The sequence below is a fragment of the Egibacteraceae bacterium genome (assembly GCA_040905805.1).
Lineage (GTDB): Bacteria > Actinomycetota > Nitriliruptoria > Euzebyales > Egibacteraceae > DATLGH01.
The window spans coordinates 15,016-39,778 of record JBBDQS010000005.1; the positions used below are offsets into that span (position 1 = coordinate 15,016).

Consider the following 24,763-nt stretch of genomic DNA (forward strand, 5'->3'; position numbering starts at 1 on the left):
GGGGCCCATGAAGGTGCTGGTGGCGATGTCAGGCGGGATCGATTCGTCGATGACCGCGGCGCTGCTCGTGCAGCGCGGACACGCCGTCACCGGCGTGCACCTGAAGATGGCCGACACGCCATCGGGTCTGCCGGGCAAGGGCTGCTGCACCCTCGATGACGCCCGCGACGCCCGTCGCGTGGCCGACCGCCTCGGCATCCCGTTCTACGTGTGGGACATGGCGGCGCCGTTCAGGCAGCGGGTGATCGACGACTTCGTCGCCGAGTACGCGGCGGGACGGACCCCCAACCCGTGCGTGCGCTGCAACGAGCGCGTCAAGTACACCGCCCTGCTGGCCCGGGCGCGGGCAGTGGGCTTCGATGCGCTGGCCACCGGCCACCACGTCCGTCTGGAGGCGGCGGCGCCGGACCCCGCGTCCGACGGGGCCGTGCCGCGGTGGCGGATGCGGCGCGCCACCGACCCGGGCAAGGACCAGACCTACGTGCTCTACATGGCCACCCAGGACCAGCTGGCCCACACGCTGTGGCCGGCCGGCGACCACACCAAGGCCGACCTGCGGGCCATGGCGGCCGAGCGGGGTCTGGCAACGGCAAGCAAGCCGGACAGCCACGACATCTGCTTCATCCCCTCCGGCGACCTGGGCGGGTTCCTCGCCCCGCGCCTCGGGCAGCGACGCGGGGCGTTCGTCGGCCCGGACGGCGCCGTGCTGGGGTTCCACGACGGGGCCTACCGCTTCACCATCGGGCAGCGACGCGGCCTCGGCCTGGGTGGCCACCCCGACCCGCTGTACGTCACCGCCATCGAGGGCAGCGCCGTGCACGTCGGACCGCGCGCCTCCCTGGAGGCCGCGGTCATCGAGGCACGCGACGTCTCGTGGGTCGCCGGAAAGCCCCCCGCCGCCGACGTGGACGTGACCGCGCAGATCCGCTACCGCGGCGCTGCGGTGCCGGCGGTGCTCGCCTATCTCGGCGACGGACGGGTCCGCGTCACCTTCAGCGGCGAGCGGCCTTTGGCCGTCGCAGCCGGCCAGGCGGTGGTGTTCTACACCGGTGACGAGTGCCTCGGTGGCGCGACCGTCGTCCATTCGCCCGCCCCCAGCCGTGCCGGGTACGCTACGGCGTCAACGAGGTTGGAAGGAGTCTGAACAGATGGTCTACGTGATCGCAGAGCCCTGCATCGACGTGAAGGACAAGGCCTGCGTCGACGAGTGCCCGGTCGATTGCATCTACGAGGGGGAGCGGATGCTCTACATCCACCCCACCGAGTGCATCGACTGCGCGGCTTGCGAACCGGTGTGTCCGGTCGAGGCGATCGCCTACGAGGACGACATCCCCGAGGAGTGGACCGAGTTCACGGCCATCAACGCGGAGTACTTCGGCGACGAGGTCACCGGCCTGCACGACCCGGGCGGCGCCGCCCAGGTCGGCAACAGCGGCAAGGACCACCCCAAGGTCGCCGCCTGGGAGTGACCGACTTTTCGCGAGGTGGCCGACGAGCAGACGCGGCGTACCGTCGAGGCGCTGCGGACTGCGATCGAGCAGCACCGGTACCGCTACTACATCCTCTCCGACCCCCACGTCACCGACGCCGAGTTCGACGCCCTCGTCGCCGAGCTCGCCGACTACGAGACGCGCCACCCCGAGCTGGATCGGCCCGACTCGCCGACCCACACCGTGGGCGCCGCGCCGAGCCCGGCGTTCGCGGCGGTCCAGCACCGCCGCCAGATGCTCTCGCTGGACAACGTCTTCGACCGCGAGGGGCTCCTGGCGTGGGCGGAGCGCGTCGCGCGGGGTCTTGAGGGTGCCACGCCCGCCTTCGTCTGCGAGCTGAAGGTCGACGGCGTCGCGATCAGCGTCAACTACGCCGACGGCCGGTTGGAGCGCGCGGTCACCCGGGGGGATGGCCGGACCGGCGAGGACGTGACCCACCAGGTCCGCACCATCGACGGGGTCCCCGACTGGATCGAACGGCCCGACGCCGCCGTCGTGGACACGTGGCCGCCGGCGGTGCTCGAAGCCCGCGGCGAGGTCTACTACCCGGTGGCGGAGTTCGCGGCGATGAACACCGCGCGCGAGGAGGCGGGCGAGCCCCGGTTCGCCAACCCGCGTAACGCCGCGTCGGGCGCCCTGCGGCAGAAGGACCCGGCCATCACCGCAACCCGTCCGCTGCGGCTGGTGTGCCACGGCATGGGCGTGGTTGAAGGGGTGGCGGTGCACAGCCAGAGCGCGTTCCTGTCGCTGCTGGACGCCGCCGGTCTGCCCGTTGCCCCCGAGACCCGTACGGTCGCCGACATCGATGCGGTGTGGGCGTTCATCGAGGAGTGGGGACGGCGCCGCCACGAGCCGACCTACGAGATCGACGGTGTGGTCGTGAAGGTCGACGACCACGGCCACCAGCGCCGCCTGGGCGCGACGAGCAAGGCGCCCCGCTGGGCCATCGCGTTCAAGTACCCGCCCGAGGAGCAGCAGACCCGCCTCGAGGGCATCGAGGTCAACGTCGGACGCACCGGCAAGGTCACCCCCTTCGCGGTGCTCGACCCGGTGCTGGTCGCGGGTTCGACCATCTCGCTGGCGACGTTGCACAACGAGGACCAGGCGCGCCTGAAAGACGTGCGGCCCGGCGACACGGTGGTCGTGCGCAAGGCGGGTGACGTGATCCCCGAGGTGGTGGGCTACGTCGCGTCGCTGCGACCGCCCGAGGTGGAGCGGGCGGGACCCTGGCACATGCCCACCGTCTGCCCCTTCTGCGGCTCGCCCATCCAGCGCCTGGAGGGGGAGGCGGCCAGCTACTGCACGAACCTGGACTGCCCCAACCGGCTGCTGGAGTCCGTCGCCCACTTCGCCTCGCGCGGCGCGATGGACATCGAGGGGCTCGGCTACGAGACCGCCAAGCTGCTGCTCGACCAGGAGCTCGTCAGCGACCTGGCCGACATCTACCACCTGGAGCGCGACGACCTGCTAGAGCTCGAGCGCTTCGGGCCGAAGAAGGTCGACAACCTGCTGGCGGGCATCGCGTCGTCGAAGGACCAGCCGCTGGAGCGCCTCCTGGTGGGCCTGAACATCCGCCACGTCGGGGGCAACGTCGCCCGCCTCATCGCCCGGCACTTCTCGACCATGGACGCCCTGCGCACCGCCGACGCCGCCGCGATCGCCGCGGTCGGCGGTGTCGGACCGGTGATCGCCGAGGCCGTCCGCGGGTTCGTCGACAACCCGCGCAACGCCGCGCTGGTGGACAAGCTCGCCGCTGGCGGGGTGCGCATGGACACCGAGTTCGTGCGCGGGGAAGCCACGCTCGACGGGTGGACGATCGTGCTCACCGGCGGTCTGGACCGCTACACCCGCGACGAGGCGAAGCAGGCGATCGAGGACCGGGGCGGCAAGGTCACGTCCAGCGTGTCGGGCAAGACCAGCGCGGTCGTGGCCGGCGCGGACCCCGGGACCAAGGCCGACAAGGCCGCCGAGCTCGGGGTCCCGCTGATCGACGAGGACGCCTTCGTCACCCTGCTGGAGACCGGCGAGCTGCCCTGACCGAGGCCATGTCATCGAGCGTCCGCGCGTCATCGAGCGCCACCTCGCCCCACTGGTCCTCGTCACGGCCGCGGCGGGCCTGGCCATGCCGGCCGTCGGCGTCTGGCTGAGCGGATGGGTGACGCCCCTGCTGGCGCTGCTCATGCTGTGCGTGAGCCTGACGTTCGACTTCGCCACCTTGCGTGCCGTGCTCGCCCGCCCGGGCGTGCAGGCGCTCGCGACCGTGCTGGTGTACGGGCCGATGAGCCTGGCCGGCTACGTCCTCGGCAGCGCGGTGTTCGGTTCGGGGCCGCTGGGGCTCGGCATCGTCCTCCTCGGGGTGCTGCCCACCGACGTGTCCTCGCCGCTGCTCGTGCTCATCGCCCGCGGCAACGTCGCCCTCGCCACGGTCTGCAACGCCGTCAACACCGCGCTGGCTCCGGTGCTCGTGCCCGCGCTGTTCCTGCTGTACACCGGCGTGGACCTCGACCTCCCGCTCCTCGGTCTGGTCGCTGAGCTCGCCCTGACGGTGCTGGTGCCCACCGTGGTCGGCGTGACCGTCCGCACCCTGCTCGCCGCCCGCGTCAGGCCGGTCGAGCCAGTCCTGTCGGCCACGGCGTCCGTGGCCTACCTGGCGCTGGTGCTGGCCGTGATCGGCCCCAACGCCCCGACGATCACCGCCGCTCCGGTCACCGTCGCGGCCGTGGCCGGCGTCGCCGTGGCCCTCAACGCCATCGGCTACCTGCTCGGGGCGGCGACCCGTCCCGTCATCCCGGACCGAGCCGACCGGTCGGCCATGCTGTTCACCGTGAGCAAGAAGGAGTTCAGCATCGCCGCCTTCGTCGTCTTCACCGGCGGCCTGGCCGCCGAGGTCGCGCTCCCCGCCGTCGTCTACGCCGTGGTGCAGATGCTCACGTCGCCGTTGGTCGCCACGCGACTCGCGCGCCACGCCTAACGGGGGGCGCTACCCTGCGCTCCCCATGTGCGCGGCCGGGCGCTCGGACGGCGGTCCGCTGTTTCGATGCCAGGTCGGCCGGCTGCCCCCTCCGGGTGTCCGTCACCAGGTGCTCTGGAGCGCGTCGGTGACCGCGGATGCCACCGCTTCGACGTCGGACGGGCTCGTCAGGGCGGCCAGCCACTGGGCGAGGGCCGTGACCCCGGCGAGGAGCGCTGGGGTGCCGCGCTCCGCGAGGTCGCGCACCGTCGGGTGCCACAGGGACGGGTCGGGACGGCGGGCGAGAACCGGGGCGAGGGCGGCCAGCGCCCGTGCCCTGCTCCAGTCGTCGGTGATAGCGAGGGCCGCTTGCAGCGCCTGGTCATGCAGGTCCTCGGGCAGGGTTGGGGCCAACGCCGCCAACACCTTTGCTCTGGAGCCTCCTTCGGTGATGGCGAGGGCGACGTCCAGCGCCTTGCCGCGCAGGTCCTCGGGCAGCGCGGGCCCCAACCCCGCCAGTGCTTCCTCTTGCCCGTCGTGGGCAGTCACAGGCGGCATTCAGGGCCTCGGTCAGGACGCGGTTGCGCTGCTTCTCGGGCAGCGCCGGGGCCAGCGCCGCCAGCGCCTCTGCCCGGGCCTGCGTCTCGGTCATGGCCAGAACGGACTCCAAGGCGCGACCGTGCAGCTCCTCGGGCAGGGCGGGTGCGATGGCGGCCAGCGCCTCCGCCCGGGTCCAGTCTTCGGTGATGGTGAGGGCGACCTCCAGCGCCTGGCCGTGCAGCCCCTCGGCCAGGGTGGGGCCCAGCGCCGCCAGCACCCGTGCCCGGTCTTCCTCGTGGCGCATGGTGCGGGCGCCCTCCAGCACCCGGCCGTGCAGCTCCCCGGGCAGGGCAGGCGCCAGATCTTCCAGTGCATCTGCCCGGGGTGTCTCGTAGGAGATGGCGAGGGCGGCCTCCAGGGCCTCGGCGAGGATGCCGAGACGTCGTTCCTCGGGCAGGGCGGGTGCCAGGGCTGCCAGCAGATCCGACCGCCGCCACTCATTGCTGGTGGCACGGGCGACCTCCAGCACCCGGTCGTGCAGACCCTCCGGCAGGGTGGGCACCAGGGCCGTGACCACCTCCCAGCGTGCATCCTCGTCGGTGATGGCGAGGGCGGCCTCCAGCGCCCGGGCATGGACGTCGCTGTGGCGATCCTCGGGCAGGGCGCGTGCCAGCGCCCCCAACAGCTCCGCAAGGGCTCGCTCGTGGCTGCGGGCACCGACGACCTCCAGCGCCTCGGCGACGACGTCGCTGCGCTGCTCCTGCGGCAGGAGGGGTGCCAGCTCCGCCAGCGCCTGCGACCGGGCGTCCACATCGGGTATGGCACGCGCGGCCAGCAGCGCGGCGGCGAGGACATTGCTGCGCTGCTCCTGGGGCACGAAGGCGGCGACTGTCACCAGCGCTCGTGACCGGGCCTCCCGCTCGGGTATGGCACGGGCGGCCTCCAGCGCGGCGGCGAGGACGTCGCCGCGCCCTTCCCCCGCCCGGGTGGCGACCATCCACGTCAACACCGTCGACCGGGCGTCCGCGCTGCGTTCGGCACGGGCGGCCTCCAGCGCCGCCGTGAGGACGTCGCCGCGCTGCCGCTCGGGAAGGGCGGCGGGCGCCAGCGCCACCAGCGCCTCTGCCCGGGGTTCCGCCTCGGTCATGGCCAGGGCGGCCTCCAGCGCGCGGCCGTGCAGCGCTCCGGGCAGTGCCGGTGCCAGGGCGACCAGCGCCCGCGACCGGCCCACGTCGTTGGTGAGCTCGAGGGCGGCGTCCAGCGTCCGGGTGAGGATGGTGCCCCGGCCCCACGTGCGCACTGCGGGCACCAGCGCCGTCAACGTCTTTGACCGAGTCCACTCCTCGGTGATGGCCCGGACGGCTTCCAGCGCCTCGTCGAGGAGGTCGTCGCGTTGTCCTTCGGGCATGACGGGCCCGAGCGCCGTCAAGGCCCAGGCCCGGTAGGAGGCGCCCGTGAGGGCACGCGCGGCCTCCACCGATTGGCCGTGCAGCCTCTCGGGCAGGCCACGCGCCAACACCGTCAACGCCGGGACGCGGTTGCGCTCTTCGGTGATGGTGAGGGCGACCTCCAGCGCCCGGCCCTGCAGCTCCTCGGGCAGGGCGGGGGCCAGCGCCGCCAACACCAGCGACCGGTCGGACTCGTCGAGGGCGCGGGCGGCCTCCAGCTCCTCGGTGAGAACCCGGTCCCGCCGCTCCGGTGGCAGGTGGGGTGCCAGGGCCGCCACCACCTCCGCTCGCGATCGCTGCTCGGTGATCGACCGCGCGACGTCGACCGCCAGGTCGTGGGGCCAGTCACGGTCTTCGGCGGTCTCCCGCAGCATCCGCAGCGCTGTCGCCCTGCTGTGGGCGCCGACGACCAGACGGCTGTGTTCGAGCGCGGCAGCGACCGACCAGCGGCCCTGGGGTGTGCCGACGGTCACCAGGGCGACGACGAGCGCGGGTGCCAGGTCGGGGGTGAGGCGGTGCAGGGTCGTGCTGATCACCGCGCACGTCAGAGCGGTCGGGATGTCGGGCACGTCCTCGGCATGGCGCCACAGCAGGTCGAGGTCCGCCAGGTATCCGGCGTGGCTGCCCTCCGCGCCGTAGCAGGCAGCCGCCCACGGTTGACGTCGCCGGTCGCCGATCGTGTCGTAGCTGGTCAGCACGTCGCGCAGCAGCGTCCACTGCCCGGCCTGCGCGAGGTGGGCCGTCCAGTGGCTGCGCACGTACGCGGGCGGGGGATCACCCCGATCCCGCCACCACGCCCGGCCATAGGCGACGAAGCGGTTTTCGAGGTCGTCGCGCTGCCCGGCGGGGAGCCCCTCGCGGTACAGCTCGCGCAACCGGGGATGGGCGAAAACGAACCCGTCCGCGGGGGAGCCGTCACCGGCGACAAGCCGAGCCACCGACCGAGACGCGTCGTCGAGGACGTCGCGGGCACCCACGTGCTCGGGCATGAGCGCCGCCAGGTCGGCGCCGGTCAGCGGACCCAACGCGGCCGCACAGCAGCCCAGCAGCGCCCGCACAGCAGCCCAGCAGCGCCCGCACCGCGGGAGGGGCACCCGTCAGGGCATCCTCGACGTAGGCGGGCAGCCCGGGCGTTCGACGCGACAGCTCCTCCACGCCGACTCTTCCCGCGAGGAGGTCGCCCGCGGTCAGCCGGACCAGCAGCGGGTCACCCCCGCTGATCCTGACGAGCGCGCGCGTCTGCGCAGGATTCGGCTGGCGCTGCTGCGCGAACCACAGCTGCGCGGCGACGTCACCGACCTGCGCCTCGCTCAACGGTTGCAATGCGGGCACGTGGACGACCGGCACGCCGTCCCAGCCGAGCCGGCGTAGCCACGTGTGGCGGGTCATCCCGCCGGCCCGGACCGACACGACGACCCGGGTGCCCGCGCCCAGCCGGGACGGCAACAGGTCCGCGCCCACGGGCAACCCGACCGCCTCGTCCAACCCGTCAACGACCACCAGCAGCCGCTTGCCCGCCGGCGTGGTGTCGCGTAGCAGCCACCCACCCAGCCGTGCGCGCGCCCGATGCGGGCGCAGCACGAGCTGCTGCGCGTCCTCGTCCCAGCAGGCCGCCAGCTGCACGCCCAGCGACCCGAGGATCACTCCGGCCTCGGCGGTGCGAAACCGCCGGCTGATCGGGACGAAGACCACCGCCCAGTCGTCGCGGGCCAGCACCGAATCGACCCAGCGCACCAGCAACGCGGTCGTGCCCCGGCCCGTCTCCTGGTGCACCAGCGCATGCTGCGCCGCAGGGTCGTCGAGGAAGGCGTCCAGGCGCGCCAGCTGCGGTCCTCGCCCGGTCCACGGCGCACGGTGGTGCGCCCGCAGGCGCTCGATCCCCGCGCGGGCAGGATCGGCCGCCGTCATCTGCTCAGCCGGTGTCTGCTCCATCCGCTCAGCGGCGTCGACAGGAGACGGTCGACATCGCGAGCTCCTTCCCGAAGGCCCGGCCCGGCGGTCGGCAGGCGTTCGCCGGCGGGCGCGCATCCTACGACGCGCGCCGACCTCAGCGCGGTCGGCCGGCCCAAACAGTGGCGTTCGCACCGGGAACCTTGCCGCCACCGCCGGCATCTGACCGTGGAGCACGCGGCTCCCGCCGCGGCCTGGGTGGGAGGAGACCGACCGATGGCAGCGCAACGAGTGGTCGGAGGTGTGTGGCGCGGGCCCGTCCTGCTCGCGTTCGTGGCGATCGTCATGGCTGGCTGCGGCAGCGAGTCCCTGCCGCCGGGCAGTGGCGAGGACGTGGGCGGCGGCGACGAGCAGGTCGACGACGCTGGTGAGCCGCCCGACGGCAGCGGCGAGGCTGCCGGTGGTGGTGACCAGGCTGCTGGCGGCGGCACCGCCCTGGCGGGCACCATGACGGGTTACCTCACCCTCGCGGCGGAGAACATGATCACGTTCGACGAGGTCGAGGTCCGGGTTGGGGAGGCCGCCGCCGCTGCGCGTGCAGCCGACGGCGAGCCCCCTGTCGAGGAAGGTGTCGTCCCCTACCTGCGCAACCCCACCGTCGAGGCCTACGAGATCCCGGTGGCCGCGGACGTGCGGGTGCAGGTGTACGACTGCAGTGGCGAGTGCCAGCTCGTCGACTGGGACTACCGCGACCTCGTCAGCGGCGCGTCGCTGCCCCACGGCAGCCCTGAGTCCCCGTTCACCGTGACCGTGCACGACGGCGAGGTCGTGGAGATCACCGAGGTCTACCTGCCCTGAGGCGCCGGAGGTACCATCGCCTTCGCGGTGCCTCGCGCAGACCTCTGCAGCATCGGGACGCCCACGCTGTCCCGGTCGGGGGTGAAGGGGATACGTGTCCTCGAGGTGGCAGTGGTGACGTGACCTGGGTGACGTGACCGGATCGTGGCGACGTTGGCAGAACACGGCGCGTGGGGCGGTGTTCTGTGCCACGAAAGGGGCACGTGATGACCGCGAACAAGCATTTCAAGCAGCTGGTGCGCGCCCGCATGGCGGTCGCGGGGGAGACCTACACCGCCGCGCGGACAAGCGTGGAGAGCGACGAGGTCGACGTGGTGCTGAGCGATCCTGTCGTCGTCGAGGTGCATGGCCGACACGGTCAGACCGTCGTGTTCACCCCCGACGGCACCCGCGTGCTGTCCGGGGGGCAGGACGCCCGCATCGCGATTCTCGACGCCGCCACCGGGGCGACCCAAGGGGAGCTCCTGGGCCACAGCAAGGTCGTCAACGCCGTCGGGGTGACCCCCGACGGGCGCTTGGCGGTCGCCGTGTCCTCGGACCGGACGGTTCGCATCTGGGACCTGGACACCCGCAGCTCCGTCGGCGTGCTGGACGGTCATCGCGATGCCGTGGTTGCGCCCGCCGTCTCGCCCGACGGCGCTGGGGCGTTGACCGGCGGCTATGACGGACGTCTGCTGCAGTGGGACCTCGCAGAGCACGTCTGCGTCGGGGAGGTGCGCACTGACCTCAAGCGCCTGGCGGCGGTCGCCTACACCCCTGACGGGACGTGCAGCATCGAGTCGGGTCAGGGGCCCCGCGTGACCGTGCGCGCGACCGACAGCAACGAGACCCTGGCCGTCCTCGACACCGGGGCTCCGGGAGTCATCGGGCTCGACGTCTCAGCCGACGGAGCGATGCTGGCCACCGCCGGATACGACGGCACCGTGGCGCTGTGGGACTGCACCGGCTGGGAGGAGGTCCGGCGGCTGGACGTCGGCGATCGCGCCAGCGCCGTGTCCTTCTCGCGCAGCGGACGACTGCTGGCGGTCGCGGCGCGTCGGAAGGTGACCGTCTGGTCCCATGACCGCGACACGCCGATCGCCACGGCGGGTCTGCCGATCGACGGGGTCTACGACCTTGCGTTCTCCCCAGACGCGCGCCGGCTCGCCCAAGCCGGGGCCGACGGCAAGGTCCGCATCTGGACACTCAGATAGGGGTGCTGACACCGGCGCCCCGTGGGTTCACCCGGGGCTGTGGCCCGGCGGGGGGGCGTCGACCGGTGCGGCGGGGGGCTGGGCGGGACGGCGCCCGCTGGCGGCCACGATGATGCCCGCGAGCACCGCGCCGACGCCGGCGAGCTGGACGGGTGACGGGGCCTCGGCCAGCAGCACGGCCCCGAGCGCGACCGCGCCGACCGGCTGGAGCATCAGCAGCATCGACGTCACGACGGCGGGCAGGCGCGGCAGCGAGATGGAGATCAGCAGCCAGGCGAGCACCTGGGAGCTGAGGGCGAGCAGTGCGAGCCACCCATGTGCCGGCCAGGAGGGCGCGAACTGGATGTCGCCGAGCAGCAGGCCCGCCAGCGCCGCGCACGCCGCGGCTGACAGCGTCGCGTCGAACAGCGGGCCGGCGGGCCGGCGGGGGTGGGTGTTGCCGGCGCGCAGGGTGAGGATGAACCCGGCGTAGGCCAGCGCGGTCACGAGGCCGAACACCACGCCGAGCAGGGGGTCCTGCCCGTAGGCGCCCTCGCCGATGACCCCGGAGATCAAGGTCACGCCGACGAGCACCACCGGGACCGCCACGAGCACGCGCGGGCGTGGTCGCTCACCCAGGACCAGCCAGGCGATGAGTCCCACGAGCACGACCTGGCTGTTGGCCAGGACCGTGGCGAGCCCGGCGCCGACGTAGTCGATCGCGTAGTGCCAGAACGTGAGGTCGGCGGCGAAGAACACCCCGGCCGCAAAGGCGACTCCCCGGTCACGCCGGCTGCGCGGTCCGTACCGGCGGGCCTCACGAGCGGTGAGCAGCGCCAGCACCGGCAGGGCGTAGAAGCAGCGGAAGACCGCGGCGGTGGCCGGCGCGACGTCGGCCAGACGGACCAGCACGGCAGAAAAGGCGATCAGCAGGGCGCCGGCGGTTCCGGTGGCGTAGGGCAGGCGTGAATCCGTCACGGTGGTCAGCGGCGAGCATAGCGATCGCGCCTGCGCGCAGCCGCTCCACCTCGCAGGCTCGGGCGGGTTCGCCGGTCAGGGATCCAGGGTGAAGCCCTTGCGCCACGGGCGCACCAGGCGCTCCTCGACGAAGCCCACGGCGGCGTACAGGGCGCGGCCGGCGCGGAGGTCCTCGCGGATGGTGAGGTGCACCGGGGCGCACTGCCGGCGCTGGAGCCAGTGCACGCCGGCCAGGACCAGCGCGCGGCCGTGCCCGCGACCGCGCAGGTCGGGTCGCACGCCGACGAACTCGATCGAGCCACTTCCGTCGAGGAGGCAGCGCGCGATCACGTACCCGACGAGCCCGCCCGCGCGCCGGATGCCGAGGGCGACGCGGTCGGGATCGTCGACCTCGACGGGCGCGTCGCCGGCGCCGCCCGCCTCGGGGAACAGCAGGTCGTGCAACCGCGCCAGCTCGGGATGGTCCTCCGCGGTGATGGGCACGACGGCGTCGTCACCCGGGTCGGGCAGGCGTTCGCCGAGGACCAGGACCGCCGAGGCCGCCTCGGCGTGGAAGCCGTGCGCACGGGCGAAGCCCTGCACCCGGGCGTTGCACTCGTCGGGAGCGAACTCCTCCTGTGTCACCTGGGGCGGCAGGCGCCGGCGGGCCGACGTGTAGAGGCGGTCGGCCACGGCCCGCCAGCCCTCGCCGCCCCAGACGAACGGGCCCTGCCACCACACCCTCGGGGGGTCCGTCGCGTGATCGGCGCCGAGCAGGCCCACGGGGCGCCCGTCGCTGACCGCCACCACGATGCAGGCGACCCCCCCGGGCAGGGCCGGCAGCGCCTCGGCGATGGCGGCGGCGTCGATGGGCAGGTCGCCGGTGAACTGCTCGGGGTCGCGCTGCAGTCGCTCGATGTGGTGCGCGACGTCATCGACGTCGCCTGCCCGCAGGCTCTGGATCACCGTCACGTTCCCGTGTCCTCACTGGTGGGCTGCCGACCGATCGGCGGGTCGGTCCATGCATTGTCCCACCGGTGCGCCCTGGTTACCGCCGCGGGCCGCCGGCAGGCCAATCGGACCTCGGGCCGTTACAGTGGGACCATCCCGACGGCGCAAGGCAGCGTGACGGCTCCCATGACCACGACAGAGCAGCGACCGGCTCCGGTCTCCACGGACTCCAGCGACCGCGAGCGCTTCGCGCACATCATCTGGCGACCTGGTGGCGGGGCGGCGGCCTCGGTGACCGAGGCCCGCGTGCTCGGCACGCCGGTTGAGGCCCTGTGCGGCAAGCGCTGGGTCCCCTCCCGCAACCCCGAGCGCTATCCGGTCTGCCCCACGTGCAAGGAGCGCGCGGAGGCCATGGCGGGGGGCTGAGCGGCCGGACAGGGTTCATCCGCGCCTGCCAGGGGGATCCTGGAGCAGCGTTGCTGCCGCACGCCAGCCACCACCGAGGAGAACCCATGAGCCAGTTAGCCAACCAGGGCGCGGACACCATCCGGAGCGGCGATGTCGTCGACCTCATCCTGGCGGACCACCGCGAGTTCGAGCGGCTGTTCCGCCTGCTGCGCAACCGTGACGAGGACCGGGCGGCGCGGCTGGGCGAGCTCGCCGACCTGCTCGTCGCCCACGCCCTGGCCGAGGAGAGCGAGGTCTACCCCCACCTGAAGGTCCAGGCGCCCGCCGAGACCGACGAGATCAAGCACGGCGTCGAGGAGCACGGTGAGGGCCACCAGGCGCTGGCGCAGCTGCAGGCGGTCGCGGACGTCGACAGCCAGGAATGGGAAGACGCCTTGGAGGAGCTGGTCGAGGGCGTCAGCCACCACATCGACGAGGAGGAGCGCGAGGTGCTGAACGCCGCTCGTGAGGCGGTCGCCGAGCGGACCCGCCTCGAGCTCGGCGAGGGGTTCATGCGCGCCCGGCTCGGCTGGTTGCAGAACAACCCGGGCGACCCGGAGCACGTCCGCCAGCTCGTCGCGGACTACGAGGACCGGGGCGCGTTGTAGCGGTCCTGCCTCCCCGGCGGGGAGCGAGCCGGCGGGGCCCGTCGCCCGTCCCGGCGGCTCGCGCTAGCCTTCGCCTTCCGCTGCCCGCCGAGGAGGCACCATGGCCGAGCTGACCGACGAGGACGTGCGCCATGTCGCGCGGCTCGCCCGCGTGGACCTGACCGACGCCGAGGTCGCGAGCTTACGCGGCGAGCTGACCGAGATCCTGGGCTACGCCGAGCAGGTCGGGGCGGTGGCCACGGCGGACGTCCCGCCGACCGGGCACCCTTCGCGGCTCACGAACGTCCTGCGCGACGACGAGCCGCGGCCGTCCCTGCCGCCCGCCGACGTCCTGGCTCCCGCACCCCACGCGGAGGACGGGCGCTTCCGGGTGCCCCGGATCATCGAGGACGAGGCCTGATGGGCGTCCCCCGACAGGCCCGGGCGTGAACGAGCTCGTCGGCACGACGGCCACCGACCTCCTGGCACTGCTCGAGACCCGCGCGGTCTCCGCCGAGGAGGTCACCCGCGCGCACCTCGACCGGGTGACCGCCACCGACGGGGACGTGCGCGCGCTGCTGCGCCGCCTCGACGAGCCCGCGCTCGATCACGCCCGCGACATCGACCGGCGGCGCGGGGCCGGGGAGACCCTCGGGGCCCTCGCCGGCGTGCCCGTCGTGCTGAAGGACAACCTCACCACCCGCGGGGTCGAGACCACCTGCGCCTCGCGGATCCTGGAGCACTACCGCCCGCCCTACGACGCCACCGTCGTGACGCGCTTGCGCGCGGCCGACGCCGTCGTGATCGGCAAGGCAAACATGGACGAGTTCGCCATGGGCTCGTCCACCGAGAACTCCGCCTTCGCGCGCACGGCCAACCCGTGGGACCTCGGGCGCGTGCCCGGCGGCTCATCGGGGGGGTCTGCGGCGGCAGTCGCCGCCTGCCAGGCCCCGGTGGCGCTCGGGTCGGACACCGGCGGGTCGGTGCGCCAGCCCGGCGCGTTCTGCGGCGTCGTCGGCGTGAAACCGACCTACGGCCTGGTGAGCCGCTACGGCCTGCTCGCGTTCGCGTCCTCGCTGGACCAGATCGGCCCGCTCGCACGCACGGTCGAGGACGCCGCCCGCGTGCTGCAGGCCATCGCCGGCAACGATCCCGCCGACGCCACCAGCCTGCCGGGCCCGGCACCGGATCTCCTGAGCGCCCTGCAGGACGGCGTGCGTGACTTGCGGGTGGGGGTGGTGACGGAGTACCAGAGCGAGGGCGGGGACGACCGGGTCGGCGCCCGCGTGCGGGACGCGCTCGCACGCCTGGAGAAGCTCGGGGCCCAGGTCGCCGAGGTCAGCGTCCCGCACGTCGCCTACGGGGTGGCCGCCTACTACCTCATCGCCCCGAGCGAGGCGTCGAGCAACCTCTCCCGCTACGACGGGGTGCGCTACGGGCTGCGGGTCCCGGGCGCCACCACCGAGGAGATGATGGCCGCGACCCGCGAGGCGGGCTTCGGCGCCGAGGTCAAGCGCCGCATCATGATCGGCACCTACGCGCTGTCCGCCGGCTACTACGACGCCTACTACGCGCAGGCGCAGCGGGTGCGCACGCTGATCATCCGCGACCTGGAGGCCGCCTACGAGCAGTGCGACGTCCTGGTCGGTCCGACGACGCCGTCGACCGCCTTCCGGTTCGGCGAGAACCTCGATGATCCGCTGTCCATGTACCTGCAGGACGTCTACACCAACGCCGCGAACCTCGCCGGCGTCCCCGCCGTGTCGGTGCCGATCGGGCTGGACGACCGCGGGCTGCCGGCCGGCCTGCAGATCATGGCCCCGATGGGCGGCGAGGCCACCATGCTGCGGGTGGCCCGTGCCCTCGAAGCCGACCTCGCCCTCGACAGCGTCCCGCGGGGACCGAACGCCGTGGAGGCCCCGTGAGCGTCGAGCAGGCCACCCGCTACGAGGCCGTGATCGGCCTGGAGGTGCACGTCGAGCTGTCCACGCGCACGAAGATGTTCTGCGGCTGCGCGATCGACTTCGGCGGGGAGCCCAACGTCCGCACCTGCCCGGTGTGCCTCGGCCAGCCCGGCAGCCTGCCCGTGGCCAATCGAGCCGCCGTCGAGTCCGCGATCCGGCTCGGTCTGGCGCTCGGCTGCGCGGTGGCACCGTGGACGGAGTTCCACCGCAAGAACTACTTCTATCCCGACATGCCGAAGAACTACCAGATCTCCCAGTACGACGTGCCGATCTGCGCCGGTGGCGTCCTGGAGGTGACGGTCGACGGCGGGAAGCGCACCCAGGTGGGCATCACCCGGGTGCACATGGAGGAGGACACCGGCAAGAGCACCCACGTCGGCACGAGCGGGCGCATCCACGGGGCCGACCACTCCTTGATTGATTACAACCGGGCGGGGATCCCGCTGCTGGAGGTCGTGTCGGAACCCGACATCCGGTCCGCCGACGAGGCGCGCGCCTACCTCACCGAGCTGCGGGCGATCGTGCGCGCCCTGGGCGTCAGCGACGCCAAGCTGGAGGAGGGCTCCATGCGCTGCGACGCCAACGTCTCCCTGCGCCCGGTGGGCCACACCGTGTTCGGCACCCGCGTCGAGGTCAAGAACATGAACTCGCTGCGCAGCCTCGGGCGGGCGATCGAGTACGAGGTCGCCCGCCAGACCGACCTCCTGACCGCCGGCGAGCAGGTCGTCCAGGAGACCCGGCACTGGGACGAGGGGGCGGGCGCCACCTCGACGCTGCGGGCCAAGGAAGAGGTCTTCGACTACCGCTACTTCCCCGAGCCCGACCTCGTGCCGCTCGAGCCGGACGCCGGGTGGATCGAGCAGTTGCGGGCCGGTCTGCCCGAGCTGCCTGCCGTGACCCGCCAGCGGCTGACCGAGCAGCAGGGCGTCCCCGCCGAGCAGGTCGCGACCCTGGTCGAGGCCGATCTGGTCCCCACCCTCGAGGCCGCGGTGGCGGGCGGCGCCGGCCCGGTCGAGGCGGCCAACTGGCTCACCAACGAGCTGGTCGGCTGGGCGACGGGCCACGGGGTCGCCCCGGCGGACGCCCCGCTCGACGGCGCCCAGCTCGCCGCGCTGGCGGCGCTGGTGCGCGACGGGACCTTGTCCACCAAGCTCGGCCGCCAGGTCCTGGAGGACGTGCTCGCGGGCGCGGGATCGCCTGCCGAGGTGGTCCGCGAGCGGGGACTGACCCAGATCTCCGACACCGACGAGCTGGCCGCCCTGGTCGACGCCGCCATCGCCCAGAACGCCGATGCGGCGGACCAGGTCCGCGGCGGCAACCGCAAGGCGGTGGGCGCCCTGGTGGGGGCCGTGATGAAGGCCAGCAAGGGGCAAGCCAACCCCAAGCTGGTCAACGAACTGCTCATGCAGCGCCTGACCTAACGGCGCCGCGGGTAAACCCGAGGCGATAGGGTTGCCGAATGCGGTGCGTCCGGCGCAAGGATGCCGCGGTGGATGAGAGGCGTTGATGCTGAGGTCCTCGACGGGTTCGCAGGTCGTCCCCGGAGACCGTGGGGCGGTGGACGGGCTCCGGTCGGTCGCGGCGCTGGATGCGGTGCACTGTCCGGTGGACGCGCTCCTGGGACGCTTCATGGATGCGCGCATCGCCGACCTCGCCGCCCTCGACCCGGCGCTGGCGCCCATCGGCCGTGAGGTCGCTGGGCTCGTGCGCGCCAGCGGCAAGCGGCTGCGGCCTGCCTTCGTCTACTGGGGACACCGCGCGACGGGCGCGGAGCACCTGGAGGGGGTCCTCGGACCAGCCGGAGCGGTCGAGCTCCTGCACACGTTCGCGCTGATCCACGACGACGTCATGGACCGCTCCGCCGAACGCCGTGGCCGGCCCGCGGTCCACGAGGCGCTGGCCCGTACGCACTTCGACGAGGGGCTCACCGGCGACGCGCGCTGGTTCGGCATGGGCGGAGCCATCCTCGCGGGGGACCTCGCGTTCGTGTGGGCCGACCAGCTGCTCGACACCGCGTCGTTGCCACCCGAGACGATCGAGCGGGCCCGCCGCGTGTTCACCCAGCTGCGGGTGGAGGTCATGGCCGGCCAGTACCTCGACCTGCGCCTCACCGGGCGCGAGGCCGCCGGCGAGGGCGAGTCGCTGCGGGTCGCGCTCCTGAAGTCCGGTCGCTACACCGTCACCCGTCCCCTGCAGCTCGGCGCCGCCATCGGCGGCGGGGAGCCCACGCTCGATGCCACCTTGCGCGAGTACGGCGACGCGACGGGGCTGGCGTTCCAGCTGCGCGACGACGTCCTCGGGCTGTTCGGTGACCACACGGTCACCGGCAAGGGGGCGCTGTCGGACCTGCGGGAGGGCAAGCGCACGGTGCTCATGCTGCGGGCCCTCAGCACGGCTCGACCTCCGCAGCGCCAGGTGCTCGTGGGCGCCCTCGGCAATGCCGAGCTCGATGACGAGACCGCCGACCGCGTCCGGGAGATCGTGACGGACTGCGGCGCGCTCGATGCCGTCGAGGCGCTGGTCGCCGAGCAGCTCGAGGTCGCGCGTGCGGCGCTCGGACCCCTGGGCCCGCCGGCCCGCGAGGCGTTGGAGGAACTCGCCGACTTCGCGGCGCACCGGACGGTCTAGGAGCCGTGCCCGCCCGGGTGGTGGTGGTCGGCGCCGGCCTGGGAGGCCTCGCCGCGGCGATCCGTCTGGCCGCGGGCGGCATCGACGTGACCGTGCTGGAACGCGACGACCGCCCCGGGGGGCGCGCCGGACGCATCGAGCGCGCCGGCTACACCTTCGACACCGGTCCCAGCGTGCTGACCATGCCGGCGTTGCTCGACGAGCTGTTCGCGCTCAACGGGGAGTCGCTGGCCGACCACCTGCCCCTGGTGCGCCTCGACCCGGCCTACCGCGCCCGGTTCCACGACGGGTCAGAGCTCGCCATCCGCGGCAGCGTGGACGCCATGGTCGAGGAGGTGCGCACCGTGTGCGGGCCGGACGAGGCCGACCGCTTCGTGCGGTTCGCCCGGCGTCTGCAGGACCTGTACGACGCGGAGTACGCCACGTTCATCGACGCGAACTTCGACTCGCCCCTGGACCTGGCGGCGCGGCCCCTGGCGCTCGCCCGCCTGGTCCGTCTCGGCGGCTTCCGCACGGTGCACGCACTGGTGTCGAGCTTCCTCACCGACTGGCGGCTGGTGCGGCTGTTCACCTTCCAGTCGATGTACGCCGGAATGAGCCCCTACGAGGCCCTGGGCATCTACGCGATCATCGCCTACATGGACGCCGTCGCCGGGGTGTTCTACCCCCCCGGGGGCATCCACCGGGTCAGCGAGGAGCTCGCCGGGCTGGCCGAGCGCTGCGGCGTTGACCTGCGGCTGAAGGACCCGGTCGACACGGTGACCGTCGCCGGGGATCGCGCCACCGGTGTGCGCACGGCCGCCGGGGAGCGGCTTGACGCCGACGTCGTCGTGTGCAACCCCGACCTGCCGATGGCGTACCGGGACCTCCTGCCGCCGGCCGCCACGCCGCGCCGGGTGCGCTCGCTGCGCTACTCGCCCTCGTGCGTGGTCGTGCACCTCGGGCTGTCGGGCGCCCCCGCCGGGGCGGCCCACCACAACATCCACTTCGCCGAGGACTACCAGGCTTCCTTCGACGACATCCTCGCCGGGCGCATGCAGCGCGACCCCTCGTGGTTCCTCACCGTCCCGACCGTGACCGACCCGGGGCAGGCACCGCCGGGCGGCGGCGTGGCCTTCTACCTGCTGCCCACACCCAACCTGCACGGTCATCCCGTGCGCTGGTCCACGCAGGGACCCCGGGAGATGGCCTTGGCCCAGCAACGGCTGGAGGCGGCCGGCTACGGTCCGATCCGCGCCACCACGGTGACCAGCGAGGTCGTGACCCCCGAGGACTGGGCGGCGCGGGGCATGGCGGCCGGCACGCCGTTCGCGGCCAGCCACCACTTCCGCCAGACCGGGCCCTTCCGGCCGGCGAACGTCGCACCGAAGGTCGCCGGGGTGGTCTTCACCGGGTCCTCGACCACGCCCGGTGTGGGGGTGCCGATGGTGCTGGTGAGCGGCAAGCTCGCCGCCGAGCGCGTGGCTGAGCTTCTGCCACCGCCCGGCGGGGCGTCAGGCTCGGCCGGAAGGAGCGGTCGGTGAACGGCGCGCGCGCCCGCCTCCTCCGGGGCGCTCACCCGCCCGCCCTCCAAGCCCCTCCGGAGGCGGGCGCGCGCACCTCCGTCGCTGCGTCCCCCCCTGTTACGGGGGGGTCGCCAACTGTTGCCCGAAGCCCGAAGTTTCATTGTTTATCTGCGAACATATGTGCTAGTCTGTCCACATGAGACTCCGTGAATGGGCCGAGTGTGAAGGTGTGCATTACCAGACGGCGTGGCGATGGGTTCGCGACGGTCGGATGCCCGTCCCCGTCTCCCGCACCCCGACGGGGACGATCATCGTCTGCGTCGACGATGCTGATCCGACCGGTGGTTTGGGGCTGTATGCGCGGGTGTCGTCCCACGACCAGAAGGCCGACCTGGACCGGCAGGTGGCACGGCTCACCGAATGGGCGGCCACCACCGGCGTGCCGGTGGTCCGGGTCGAGGTCGAGGTCGGGTCGGGGGTGAACGGCACCCGCCGCAAGGTCCGGCGGCTGCTGGCCGACTCGGACGTCGGCACGGTGGTGGTGGAGCATCGGGATCGCCTGGGCCGGATGAACGTCGAGCTGGTGGAAGCAGCCCTGACCGCGGCTGGCCGTCGCCTGGTGGTGCTCGACGATGGTGAGGTCGACGACGACCTGGTGGGGGACATGGTGGAGGTGCTCACCTCGTTGTGCGCGAGGCTGTATGGGCGCCGGTCGGCCCGCAACCGGGCGGAGAAGGCATTGCGCTGTGCTGCCCGGGATACCCGACCGCGGGATGTCGCACCGGCAGGGCAAGATGGCCGGGATGCGTGAGATCGTTCCCCCGGTGATCGTGGCACGCCCGTCTGGCACACGGGTGCGTACCCGCCTGCGCGTGTCGGATGCTGACGCGGGCGTGTTGTGGCAAGTCGGCATGCATCTGGGTCTGCTGGCCGGCCGCGACCTGGCCCGACGGTGTGCCGATGGCCGCGTCTTGGACCGGGCCGCCAGGAAGCGGGAGTTGACGGGATCCTCGTCGTCACGGTGGGCGGGGGCGATCACCCGGACGTCCAACGACCAGTGGGCGCGGGAACGGGCCAACCAGGGCGAGCAGGCACGTAGCCTGCGGGCCGCCCTGGCCACCATCGACGCACGGCTGCGGGCACCCGTCGGTGGACAGCACGAGGTCAATGGGCGCCGTGTCCGCGGCTACAGGACCGCAGGCGAGCGGTGGCAGAAGCAACGTCGCAGGGCGGTGCTGGCATCGCGGCTGGCGCGGCTGGAGACCGACCTTGCTGCCGGGAGGGTGTCGGTGGTCCGTGGTGGCACAGCGCTGGCGAAACAGCGCCACAACCTTGTTCAGGCGGGAATGACCGTCGACCGGTGGCGTGACGGGTGGGACGCTGCGCGGCTGTTTCTGTGCGCCGACGGGGAAGCAGACAAGCGGCTCGGCAACGAGACCATCCGGTGGGATCCCGACACCAACACGCTGGAGGTGCGGCTGCCCACCCCGCTCGCCCACCTGTCCAACACACCCGGCCGGGCGCCGGTCTACCGGCTGTCCTGTCAGGTCGCGTTCCCCCATCGCGGCGGCGAGGTCGCCGCCCAGACGGTGTCGGGTGCGGTCCGCTACGACATCAACTTCGACCCCGACAGACGCCGCTGGTATCTCGATGCGTCCTGGACCATCGACCCGCAACCCGCCCCCGCCCCCGACCCCGACCTGCTCCGCCAGCAGCGGACGTTCGCGGTCGACCTCAACGCCGACCACGTCGCCGGGTGGGTCATCGACCCGGCCGGCAACCCGGTCGGGACCCCAGTCCGGTTCGCGGTGCCCGCCACCGGCAGCCGGTCGCAGCGGGATGCCCAGGTCCGCCATATGGTCACCCGCATCCTGCGACACGCACTCAACCACGGCTGCCGGTCGGTCACGATCGAGAACCTCAACTTCACCGCCGTGGTGTCCCGCGACGCTGCCACGGCCCCGCGTGGGCGCCGCGGCAGGCGGCTGCGGGCCACGGTGGCCGGCATCCCCACCGGCAGGTTCCGACACCGGCTCACCCAGATGGCCGCCAACCTCGGGCTGTGGGTGATCGCGGTCGACCCGGCATACACCTCCCGCTGGGGCCGGCAGATCGTCGGCCAACTTGACGTTCAGACCCCCGACCATGTCGCCGTGTCCGTCCACGACGGTGCAGCGGTGATGATCGGACGGCGTGGCCTCGGCCACGACCATGTCCCGGTGCCACGCACTCCCGGCCCGCCACCAGCGGATGACGGTCGGGCAACGGCGGACACACACAGGGCACGGCCGCGAGAACCACGCCAGCATGCCACCGACCAGGAACCCGCCATCGTCACACGACAACGACGGCGCGGGACCCAGACCACGGATGTGGCACGCAGCCGCCAACACCGTTCGGGCGGCACCTCTACCAGGCCCAGGCCAGGCTGACAGAAGTAGATGCACCAGGAACGGTATCGGCATCCGGTGTCGGCGGTTGCGCTCGTGGGGCGGTGCGGCGAGGTGCTGTCGGTGGGGGAGAGCTACGAGCTGTGCCGCCGGTTGCACGCCGCGCACGGACGGACCTACTACTTCGCGACCCGCTTCCTGCCCGCGGACCGGCGCCGCCACGTGCACGCCCTGTACGCGTTCGCCCGGTACGCCGACGACCTGGTGGACCATCTCGACCTGTCGTGGAGCGCGGACCGTCGTCGGGCGGCGCTGGAGGCGTGGAGCACCGCATTCCTCGACGCGCTCGAGGCAGGGCGGACGACCGACCCGATCTGGCGTGCGGTCCTGCACACCGTCGAGGAGCTCGCCATCGACCACGGCGACCTGCGGGCGTTCCTGCGATCGATGGCGATGGACTTCACGGTCACCCGGTACCCCACCTACGCCGACCTGTGCGCCTACACCTACGGGTCGGCGGCCGTGATCGGCTCCATGATGCTGCCCGTGCTCGGCGCGTCCCATGCGGCGGCGCGGGACAGGGCGATGGACCTCGGGGTGGCGTTCCAGCTCACCAACTTCCTGCGGGACATCGCCGAGGACTGGGACCGGGGGCGCATCTACCTGCCCCTGGAGGACCTCGAGCGGTTCGGGGTGACCGAACGCGACTTCTCCCGCCGCCACGTGACGCCTGCCTTCCGCCGGCTCATGGCCTTCCAGATCGCCCGCACCCGCGCCCTGTACCGGCGAGCCGAAGCCGGGTGGACGATGCTGGACCCCGCCGGCCGGCGGTGCGTGCGCATCGCCCACCGCCTGTACGCCGGGATCCTCGACGAGATCGAGGCCGCGGACTACCAGGTCTTTCGGGTGCGCGCCATGGTGTCCCGGCGACGCCGGGCCGCCGTGGCCCTCCGCGAGCTCCTGCCGGTCGGGCGCGCTTAGGCCAGGGCCTTGCGGGTGGCGGCGGCGATGCCGGCACCATCCAGACCGAGGTCGGTGAGGATCGCCGCCGGCTTGCCCTGCGCCAGGTAGGCGTCCGGCGTCCCGAGCTGCAGCATCCTGGGGGCGGCGCGGGTCTCCTGGAGGCTTGCGAGCGCCTCGGCCACGGCCGAGCCGACACCGCCGACGGCCACGCCGTCCTCGACGGTCACCACCATCGGGTGCGCGGCGGCGTCGCGCAGCATGGCGGGATCCAGCGGCTTGCAGACCCGCACGTCCCACAGGGTCACCGACACGCCCTCGCCGACGAGCTGCTTGGCGGCTTCCTCGCACGCCTCGACGAGCTTGCCGACCGCCAGGATGCAGACGTCGGTGCCGATATTGATCTGCCGCGCCTGCAGTCCGTCCCCGACGGCGTTAGGCGGGACCACCCGGGCCGGCCCCTTGGGGTAGCGCACGGCGACCGGGCCGTCGAGGGTCACCGCGTCGGCCAGCATCGCCTCCAGCTCGCGGCCCGAGGACGGGGCCAGGACGGTCATGCCCGGCACCCGCAGGCACAGCGCCATGTCGAGCACGCCGTGATGGGAGGCCCCGTCGTCACCGGTGATGCCCGCCCGGTCCAGGGCGAACACGACCGGGTAGCCGTGGAGGCCCACGTCGAGGTTGGCCTGGTCGAACGCCCGGCTGAAGAAGGTGGAGTAGACCGCCACCACCGGGCGCAGCCCCCCCATCGCCATCCCGGCGGCGGCGGTGGTGGCGTGCTGCTCGGCGATGCCCACGTCCAGCACGCGCTCCGGGTAGCGCTCCGACAGGGGGAGCAGACCCGTGGAGCCGGGCATGGCCGCGGTGATCGCCACGACCTCGGGATGGCGGTCGGCGAGCTCCAGCAGCGTCTCGCTGAACACCTCGGTGTAGGTGGGCCGTCCCCGGGCCCGGGCCCGCCCGGTCAGCCGGTCGAACGCGGAGGTGTCGTGCAGGCGCTTCTCGGCGTCGGTCTCCGCCGGCGGGTAGCCCCGGCCCTTCTGCGTGCGCACGTGCACGACGATGGGGCCGTCGAAGGTGGCGGCTCGTCGCAGGACCTCCTCGACCTTGCCGATGTCGTGGCCGTCGATCGGGCCGATGTAGCGCACGCCCAGCGCCTCGAAGAACGTGAGCGGCTCCTCGGCGGCCTCCCGCAGGGCCGCCTTCGTGCCCCGCAGCCACGACCGGGCCAGGCCGGCGGCCGGCCGGGGCAGGCGCCGCAGCCGGGCCTCCCAGCGCTTGCTCGCCGAGACGTAGGAGGGGTTCGCGCGCAGCCGCGTGAGGCTCTCGCCCAGGCGGGACACCGTCGGGGCGTACGAACGGCCGTTGTCGTTCAGGACGACGATCACGCGCTGCCCGCTGTGCCCGAGGTTGTTGAGGGCCTCGTAGGCCATCCCGCCCGTCATCGCCCCGTCCCCGATCACCGCCACGACCTGCCGGTCCCCGCCCTTCATCTGGGTGGCCGCAGCGAGGCCGTGGGCGTAGGACAGCACCGTCGACGCGTGGCTGTTCTCGATCCAGTCGTGCGGGGACTCGGCGCGTGAGGGGTATCCCGACAGGCCCCCGGCCTGGCGTAGCCCGTCGAAGGCGTCCTTGCGGCCCGTCAGGAGCTTGTGCACATACGCCTGGTGGCCGGTGTCCCAGAGGATCGCGTCCCGGGGTGAGTCGAAGACCCGGTGCAGGGCCAGCGTCAGCTCCACCACGCCGAGGTTGGACCCGAGGTGGCCGCCGCTGCGCGCCACGGTGTCGACGATGAACTCGCGAATCTCGGCCGCGAGCGCCGCGAGCTCGTCGTCCGTGAGCCCGCGCAGGGCCGCTGGGGTGTCGATCCGGTCAATCAGCATGGACTCGTGTCTCCCGCCTCGCGGCGCGTCGGGCTCGGTCCAACCTACCGTCCGTCGTCGTGGGGTCGCCACGGCCGGACGGTCGGGGTGCGCCCTCGCGTACAGTGCGGCCACGCACCCTGCGCGCACCACTAGGGGGGGGG

General features: G+C 73.1%; 21 protein-coding genes. 16 read left to right on the plus strand and 5 right to left on the minus strand.

Going from position 1 to position 24,763, the window contains the following annotated elements:
* The first annotated feature begins 7 nt into the window (after positions 1–7).
* From mnmA to WD250_01180, 4 genes are all read left to right on the plus strand, one after another.
* A complete protein-coding gene (gene mnmA, locus WD250_01165; GenBank protein MEX2618803.1) occupies positions 8–1,144 on the plus strand; it encodes a tRNA 2-thiouridine(34) synthase MnmA in 1,137 nt (378 codons plus the stop codon).
* Positions 1,145–1,148: 4 nt separating this feature from the next.
* The gene (gene fdxA / locus WD250_01170) at positions 1,149–1,469 is read left to right on the plus strand and encodes a ferredoxin (GenBank protein ID MEX2618804.1); all 321 of its coding nucleotides are present in this window, start codon (positions 1,149–1,151) and stop codon (positions 1,467–1,469) included.
* A gap of 15 nt (positions 1,470–1,484) precedes the next feature.
* Positions 1,485–3,527: an NAD-dependent DNA ligase LigA gene (gene ligA, locus WD250_01175; GenBank protein ID MEX2618805.1), complete on the plus strand. Its 2,043-nt coding sequence runs from the start codon at positions 1,485–1,487 to the stop codon at positions 3,525–3,527.
* A gap of 85 nt (positions 3,528–3,612) precedes the next feature.
* A complete protein-coding gene (locus tag WD250_01180; GenBank protein ID MEX2618806.1) occupies positions 3,613–4,461 on the plus strand; it encodes a bile acid:sodium symporter in 849 nt (282 codons plus the stop codon).
* 102 nt (positions 4,462–4,563) lie between these two features.
* Here the strand turns inward: WD250_01180 and WD250_01185 are convergent, their stop codons facing one another.
* Both WD250_01185 and WD250_01190 read right to left on the minus strand, forming a co-directional pair.
* On the minus strand, positions 4,564–4,854 hold the full coding sequence (locus WD250_01185) for a hypothetical protein (protein ID MEX2618807.1): 291 nt from the start codon (positions 4,852–4,854) through the stop codon (positions 4,564–4,566).
* Complete coding sequence (locus WD250_01190) at positions 4,823–7,522, minus strand: hypothetical protein (GenBank protein MEX2618808.1); 2,700 nt, start codon at positions 7,520–7,522, stop codon at positions 4,823–4,825. Before WD250_01190 ends, WD250_01185 begins: the two co-directional genes overlap by 32 nt.
* A 1,072-nt stretch (positions 7,523–8,594) precedes the next feature.
* On the opposite strand from WD250_01190, the gene WD250_01195 reads away from it, so the two are divergent.
* Complete coding sequence (locus WD250_01195; GenBank protein ID MEX2618809.1) at positions 8,595–9,176, plus strand: hypothetical protein; 582 nt, start codon at positions 8,595–8,597, stop codon at positions 9,174–9,176.
* Between the two features lie 206 nt (positions 9,177–9,382).
* Entirely contained in the window at positions 9,383–10,369 is a 987-nt protein-coding gene (locus WD250_01200) for a WD40 repeat domain-containing protein (protein MEX2618810.1), read from the plus strand.
* A gap of 27 nt (positions 10,370–10,396) precedes the next feature.
* On the opposite strand, the gene WD250_01205 is transcribed toward WD250_01200, so the two are convergent.
* Positions 10,397–11,326 (minus strand): DMT family transporter, encoded by a 930-nt coding sequence (locus WD250_01205; protein MEX2618811.1) that lies wholly within the window; start codon positions 11,324–11,326, stop codon positions 10,397–10,399.
* Positions 11,327–11,401: 75 nt separating this feature from the next.
* On the minus strand, positions 11,402–12,277 hold the full coding sequence (locus tag WD250_01210) for a GNAT family N-acetyltransferase (GenBank protein MEX2618812.1): 876 nt from the start codon (positions 12,275–12,277) through the stop codon (positions 11,402–11,404).
* Between the two features lie 165 nt (positions 12,278–12,442).
* On the opposite strand from WD250_01210, the gene WD250_01215 reads away from it, so the two are divergent.
* The 10 genes from WD250_01215 to WD250_01260 all read left to right on the plus strand — a co-directional run bounded on the left by WD250_01215 (position 12,443) and on the right by WD250_01260 (position 22,758).
* Positions 12,443–12,682, plus strand: coding sequence for a DUF3039 domain-containing protein (locus tag WD250_01215; protein MEX2618813.1), 240 nt, complete (start codon positions 12,443–12,445; stop codon positions 12,680–12,682).
* An 86-nt stretch (positions 12,683–12,768) separates the two neighbouring features.
* Positions 12,769–13,311 (plus strand): hemerythrin domain-containing protein, encoded by a 543-nt coding sequence (locus WD250_01220; protein ID MEX2618814.1) that lies wholly within the window; start codon positions 12,769–12,771, stop codon positions 13,309–13,311.
* Between the two features lie 100 nt (positions 13,312–13,411).
* Positions 13,412–13,711: an Asp-tRNA(Asn)/Glu-tRNA(Gln) amidotransferase subunit GatC gene (gene gatC / locus WD250_01225; protein MEX2618815.1), complete on the plus strand. Its 300-nt coding sequence runs from the start codon at positions 13,412–13,414 to the stop codon at positions 13,709–13,711.
* 25 nt (positions 13,712–13,736) lie between these two features.
* Positions 13,737–15,215 (plus strand): Asp-tRNA(Asn)/Glu-tRNA(Gln) amidotransferase subunit GatA, encoded by a 1,479-nt coding sequence (gatA, locus tag WD250_01230; GenBank protein MEX2618816.1) that lies wholly within the window; start codon positions 13,737–13,739, stop codon positions 15,213–15,215.
* Entirely contained in the window at positions 15,212–16,675 is a 1,464-nt protein-coding gene (gatB, locus tag WD250_01235; protein MEX2618817.1) for an Asp-tRNA(Asn)/Glu-tRNA(Gln) amidotransferase subunit GatB, read from the plus strand. The genes gatA and gatB overlap by 4 nt, the downstream gene beginning before the upstream one ends.
* Before the next feature lie 85 nt (positions 16,676–16,760).
* Positions 16,761–17,882, plus strand: a complete 1,122-nt coding sequence (locus WD250_01240) for a polyprenyl synthetase family protein (GenBank protein ID MEX2618818.1) — start codon at positions 16,761–16,763, stop codon at positions 17,880–17,882.
* Positions 17,883–17,887: 5 nt separating this feature from the next.
* Entirely contained in the window at positions 17,888–19,405 is a 1,518-nt protein-coding gene (gene crtI / locus WD250_01245; GenBank protein ID MEX2618819.1) for a phytoene desaturase family protein, read from the plus strand.
* 178 nt (positions 19,406–19,583) lie between these two features.
* Entirely contained in the window at positions 19,584–20,198 is a 615-nt protein-coding gene (locus WD250_01250; protein ID MEX2618820.1) for an IS607 family transposase, read from the plus strand.
* Positions 20,191–21,819 carry a hypothetical protein gene (locus WD250_01255; GenBank protein ID MEX2618821.1) on the plus strand — a complete coding sequence of 543 codons (1,629 nt, stop codon included), beginning with the start codon at positions 20,191–20,193 and terminating at the stop codon, positions 21,817–21,819. The genes WD250_01250 and WD250_01255 overlap by 8 nt, the downstream gene beginning before the upstream one ends.
* Before the next feature lie 9 nt (positions 21,820–21,828).
* Positions 21,829–22,758, plus strand: coding sequence for a phytoene/squalene synthase family protein (locus WD250_01260; protein ID MEX2618822.1), 930 nt, complete (start codon positions 21,829–21,831; stop codon positions 22,756–22,758).
* Here WD250_01260 and dxs read toward each other — a convergent pair.
* Positions 22,755–24,620 (minus strand): 1-deoxy-D-xylulose-5-phosphate synthase, encoded by a 1,866-nt coding sequence (gene dxs / locus WD250_01265; GenBank protein MEX2618823.1) that lies wholly within the window; start codon positions 24,618–24,620, stop codon positions 22,755–22,757. The two genes, WD250_01260 and dxs, sit on opposite strands and share 4 nt — an antisense overlap.
* Positions 24,621–24,763 lie beyond the last annotated feature (143 nt).